At 60.9% G+C, this 3,255-nt stretch carries 5 protein-coding genes and 1 pseudogene; 1 reads left to right on the top strand and 5 read right to left on the bottom strand.

Going from position 1 to position 3,255, the window contains the following annotated elements:
* A partial coding sequence (locus tag F7Q96_RS26270; protein ID WP_261659839.1) for a Gp138 family membrane-puncturing spike protein occupies nt 1-355 on the bottom strand: 355 nt, incomplete at its 3' end.
* A 10-nt stretch (nt 356-365) separates the two neighbouring features.
* Between F7Q96_RS26270 and F7Q96_RS26265 the strand changes: the two genes are divergently transcribed.
* On the top strand, nt 366-1,019 hold the full coding sequence (locus F7Q96_RS26265; protein ID WP_144425983.1) for a hypothetical protein: 654 nt from the start codon (nt 366-368) through the stop codon (nt 1,017-1,019).
* On the opposite strand, the gene F7Q96_RS26260 is transcribed toward F7Q96_RS26265, so the two are convergent.
* The 4 genes and pseudogenes from F7Q96_RS26260 to F7Q96_RS26975 form a co-directional block, all read right to left on the bottom strand.
* Nucleotides 1,016-1,999: a phage protein gene (locus F7Q96_RS26260; protein ID WP_053824287.1), complete on the bottom strand. Its 984-nt coding sequence runs from the start codon at nt 1,997-1,999 to the stop codon at nt 1,016-1,018. The two genes, F7Q96_RS26265 and F7Q96_RS26260, sit on opposite strands and share 4 nt — an antisense overlap.
* Nucleotides 1,996-2,310: a phage baseplate plug family protein gene (locus tag F7Q96_RS26255; protein WP_053824288.1), complete on the bottom strand. Its 315-nt coding sequence runs from the start codon at nt 2,308-2,310 to the stop codon at nt 1,996-1,998. The genes F7Q96_RS26260 and F7Q96_RS26255 overlap by 4 nt, the downstream gene beginning before the upstream one ends.
* A complete protein-coding gene (locus F7Q96_RS26250) occupies nt 2,307-2,891 on the bottom strand; it encodes a phage baseplate protein (protein WP_226994975.1) in 585 nt (194 codons plus the stop codon). Before F7Q96_RS26250 ends, F7Q96_RS26255 begins: the two co-directional genes overlap by 4 nt.
* Nucleotides 2,888-3,255: pseudogene (locus F7Q96_RS26975) on the bottom strand (mannosyl-glycoprotein endo-beta-N-acetylglucosamidase); the annotation flags it as partial. The gene F7Q96_RS26250 and the pseudogene F7Q96_RS26975, both read right to left, overlap by 4 nt.

The following is a 3,255-nucleotide window of genomic DNA, read 5'->3' as shown; positions in this document are numbered from 1 at the left end:
TCCGCAGCTCGGCCTGTTCCTGAACGCCGCCCGACTGCCACCATGCGTCGATACAACGGCTGGCGAACACGACTAGGCACTCGTCCCCAGGCTTGACCGGGAATGTCAACGTACAATTGCCGCCAGACGGAAACTGCACCGGGCAATCGACCAGCAGAGGGAGTGCTACGCTTTCGATCGTGCCGTCGAGCTTGCGCACCGGGATCTTGATCGTCGGCTGGACCTCGCACGTCAGAGCGACGGCATCGAACGACTGGATAACCCCCGGCAGCGCCGTCCAAATGCCCGCGCGCAGTCCGTCGAACGCCTCCCGAAGCGCAACCTCGGGATCGTCAACCCGCTCTCGTCTATCCATGGTGTTCGCTATGAAGAAGCTGGTATTGCTTGTCTCTCTGCTTTCGCCCTTGGCGTCGCAAGCCGCCCTGACTGACGAGCAAGGTCAGGCCCTCATGGAGCAGCTAATCTCCAGCTCAAGAACATGCAGCAAAGCGAAGATTGACGACAAGCAGGGAAGGTTGGCTTGTGAGCAAGCGCAGAACCTCGAAAAGCAACTCTTCGCGGGCGGGTGGTGCTACTCGCCGCAGACTAGGCGTTATGCACCGTGCGACCCTGGATACAGAGATTTCCTCGACGATGTATTCGCCAGGCGAAAGACCGCACACCGAGAGGTGATCTGGGCATATCCGCTGTCCCCGGTCGCCATAAGCGAGCTTCTTCCATTAAGCAGCTTCCCTGTTCGCTTTTACCCCGAGAGACCTTGTCGCCTTCAATTGGCGAACGCCAGGAACATGCGGCATATGGAGCAAACCGTTGGGTCGTCGACCTACGAGGGCTGCTATTGGCGCATCCTCGGGAATAAGATCGGGACAGTCATATTGGCTGGTGGCACGCCAAATTACGACACATTCCATGATTCCTCTGTTGTCGTAACGAAGCTCGGCAAGAACGGTACCCATGTCATGGTCGTGGATCGGCTTATGACACTAGAGCAGATTCGTACGTCGATATCCAGAGACTAGCCATATCGCTTGATGACGTTCGGGGGCAACTGCGGCACCCCAAGCGTCGCCCTATTCTCCAAATCAACGTTTGCCAGGCCAGTTCCATCCGCCGCTAAGCAAATGACTTCGGTGTAGTAATCGTTCCCGCGCGTATCGCCGTAGTGTTCGACGACCATGACGTAATAGAAGCCGTCATTCTGGAGGGTGTTCTGTTGGGACACACGTTCATTCTGTTCTTGCTGGCTGATCGACAGCCCGTACTCGTAGCGCTGAATGCTGGCGTTGTCCAACTGGATCAACCGGCTGATCTTGATGCTTGGGTTTAGCAGCATCTTGACCGTGATGCCGTTCTGGGTCTGCTCAGGCAGACCCACCATTCCGGTTTCGGCTGTGATCTTCGGGATCTCGCCCGGCGCGTACGATGTCTCAGGCACCATCTGGAGCTTTCCATCCTGGATGCTCCAAACCATCGCGTGCGTCTTTGCGGCGATTCGAAGAAAATCGCGCGCCATCCCGAACATCACCTTGCCGCGCGGCAGGGGCTTCCCGGGCACGGGAGCAACGTAGCCACTACCCACGCCGTATTGCTCCATTTCCTTGGAGCACACGTTAATGTGATCCTCGGCAGTCGATCCTGCGGCCAGCGTCTGGTTCACCACGGCGAAGTTGTACGCGCGATCGCCATCCGCCGCAGTAATGTCCAGATACGTGTCCGTCTGGCTCTCGCGGCCGCGTCGGACTTGCACCAGCGTCCCGTCGAAGATGATCCCGAAATTGCCCTGATACCCCGCCTGCAGCACCACGCGGCTGAACTCGCGCTCGATCCTTTGAGCCGTGTTCTCCGATACATTGTAGACACGGATGCGGGCCGAGTTCGGTGTCTGCAAGTCGCCGCGGCGAACATCGAACCGAAAGCGCAGCTCCGACAGGTCGAGCGCTGCGCCGCTGTCCTGCCCGATGATCAGCGAGACCTTGCGGCCGAATTGCGGCGTGCTCATTCGTCGGTCACCCAGAAGAGATGCGACCCGATCCCAAGATCCTCATACGTCGGCACGTTGTCCGGGTCGTCAGCGCCCTGAACCCATAGCCGGCCGGCGAACCCAAGGTGCCGGTACTGACCAAGCAGGTCAATGCCGGTCACCAGTGGGATGCCGGTGACCAGCGGAGCGTTGTTGGCATCCGCGATGTCGAGAATCCAACCCGCGCCGCCCGCCTTGCGATACTGCACCGTCAGCCGGTAATCCACGCCACTGAGCGTGATCGTGAACCGCTGCGGCTCCGGCGAAAGCGGGATCTCAAAGTAGTTCATGGATTGCCCCACTGCACCGGCGGTACAGACCCGCCCGGCGCAGGTGTTGCCGGCGCAGCCGCCTTGACGCCGGTGTTCTGCGTCTCAGCGGTGGCGGCCGGGTCTGCCTGGTTATCCCGAGGCGGCAACGTGGTCGCCTGCGTATTGACGATGCGTAGCTGCTTCAGTGTCGCCGTGACCGATAGCGCCGCTCCGGTCTTCTGGTCCTTCAGCACCGACAGCGACTTGAACAGCATGCTGTCGTACTTGCGCAGCGACGTCACGACGTCGAACGGCTCCCGATGCTCTTGCAGCGCCAGCAGCTGCGAGTACACCGTGCTGATGTAGTCCGCAGTCGGCAGGCTGCCGCCGAGGAATATCGCCTCGAGCGTCCCAGCTAGCGCCTTCAGGTCCGAATTGCTCCAGCCGCATTTGATGACCACCTCGGGTTGCCGTTTGAACGCGTGGTCATTGATCTCCGCACCCTGCTCTACCGGGTGCTCGGTGATCTGCAGCTCGTCCTGATACGCTTCCTCGAAGGTAACGGGTATCGTGATCCCGCCGATGCTCTTCGGCACGAAGGTGATCATGTCGAGGATCACGACACCGCTCCTTGAAGGTTGCGCACGAGGTCGCCATTGAGGCGCCCTTGCTCCCCAGCCGCAGCCCTGCCAGCGGCGGCGGGATCGGTCACACCGTACACGTTGATCTCGGTTCGCTGCTCGAGCTGAACGCTGTTGCCACCCGGCGCGCGCTGGGCGTACACCGTCGGCGTCGCGTTCATCGCTGCCCGGGTGTTCCGCAACGCCTGCTCCAACTGCTCGACCGAGATGGACGCCCGGTTGTTGCCGACGCCATCGTAGAAGCTCTTGCCCGTCGCCGGGTCGGCCACGCTGGCCCATTCCCGGGCAGCGGCCTGCATGGCGGCGACGATGTTATCGCTGGCGCCGGTCAGGTAGTCCTTGA

The organism is Cupriavidus gilardii (assembly GCF_008801915.1).
Lineage (GTDB): Bacteria > Pseudomonadota > Gammaproteobacteria > Burkholderiales > Burkholderiaceae > Cupriavidus > Cupriavidus gilardii.
The sequence above is the reverse complement of the archived record's forward strand: the minus strand, read 5'-3'. Positions and strand labels throughout refer to the sequence as shown.

Excerpts from the sequence above, each read along its gene's own strand:
- F7Q96_RS26265 (WP_144425983.1), top strand. The coding sequence starts at position 366 with ATGAAGAAGCTGGTATTGCTTGTCTCTCTGCTTTCGCCCTTGGCGTCG.
- F7Q96_RS26260 (WP_053824287.1), bottom strand. The coding sequence starts at position 1,999 with ATGAGCACGCCGCAATTCGGCCGCAAGGTCTCGCTGATCATCGGGCAG.
- F7Q96_RS26255 (WP_053824288.1), bottom strand. The coding sequence starts at position 2,310 with ATGAACTACTTTGAGATCCCGCTTTCGCCGGAGCCGCAGCGGTTCACG.